The organism is Herminiimonas sp. Marseille-P9896, assembly GCF_903993245.1.
GTDB classification, from domain to species: domain Bacteria; phylum Pseudomonadota; class Gammaproteobacteria; order Burkholderiales; family Burkholderiaceae_D; genus Oxalicibacterium; species Oxalicibacterium contaminans.
Genome location: NZ_CAJEVT010000007.1, coordinates 1 through 1,322 on the forward strand (window position 1 = coordinate 1; position 1,322 = coordinate 1,322).

A 1,322-nucleotide genomic window follows, 5' to 3' on the forward strand; every position below is an offset into this window, starting at 1 on the left:
TCTTCACGTGCCGCACTCAAGGAAAGCCGCGACTACATCGAAGCCACCTGGATGCATGATGAAGCACCGATGATGTACAGCTTCAACACCGGTGTCGGTTTGCTCAAAGATACACGCATCAAGGTCGAGAACATTGAACTGTTCCAGACCCAAATGATCAAGGCGCACTGCGCCGGTATGGGTGAACCGTTCTCGGAAGAAGTCAGCCGCGCCACCATGCTGCTGCGCGCCAATGCTTTCGCCAGCAATTACTCGGCACCACGGGTAGAGGTAGTTGATCGTTTAATCGCCTTCCTCAATGCCGGTATCCATCCGATCATGCCGCAAAAGGGTTCGGTTGGTGCTTCCGGTGATCTGGCACCACTGTCTTACCTGGCAGCTGCGATCGCAGGTTTCGATGAAGCAGAGGTCATGTACCAAGGCCAGCGCATGTCGGCGCCGCAAGCGATTACCAAAGCCAACATCGGCCCGGTCAAATTTGACCTCAAAGCCAAAGATGCTTCTGCCCTGATCAACGGCTGTACTGCATCGCTGGCCGTTGCTGTACTGGTCGCTAACGATGCACGCAACTTGCTGACCGATGCCTGCCTCTCCTTGGGGCTGACACTGGAAGCCATGCGCGCAGAAATGGCTGCCTTCGATGACCGCATCCAGCAAGCTCGTCCGCATGCCGGCCAGATCAAAACAGCAGCCATCATCCGCAACCTGCTGTCCGGTTCGACCCGTACCACGCATGAAGCACGCTCAGTGCAATTCCCGGAAGAACTGCGCCGTACCGACATCCCGTACACCGCACGCATCCAGGACGTCTACTCGCTGCGTTGCTCGCCCCAAGTCTATGGCCCGGTCTTTGATGCACTGGACTACATCGACAACATCGTCGACAAGGAAATCAACTCGGCGACTGACAACCCGCTCATCTTTGGCAAGCAGGGCGGTGGCTTTGAAATCATCTCGGGTGGTAACTTCCACGGCCAGTATTTGGCACAAGCGATGGATTTGCTGGCAATGGCGATCACTGACCTCGGCAGCATTTGCGAACGTCGTGTCGCCCGCCTGATCGATCCAACCCTGTCCTGGGGTTTGCCACGCAACCTCATGAGCGGTATCCGCGGTGTCAACACCGGCTATCCGGTGGTGCAATGCTCGCTCAGCTCACTGGTGATGGAAAACCGCACCTTGTGCATGCCGGGCAGCGTTGACAGCATCCCGGCCAAAGGCAATAGCGAAGACCACGTCTCCAATTCGACCTGGTGCGCACGCAAGGCGGCAACGGTGGTCGCCAACACGCAATACATCATCGGTGTGGAAATGCTGCTGGC

1 protein-coding gene is annotated in these 1,322 nt (G+C 57.1%); it reads left to right on the top strand.

Features of this window, described 5'->3' with window-relative positions; translation table 11 throughout:
• Positions 1 to 1,322 (top strand): histidine ammonia-lyase (gene hutH, locus H7U06_RS16265; RefSeq protein ID WP_175627160.1); only part of this gene is annotated, 1,322 nt, incomplete at both ends.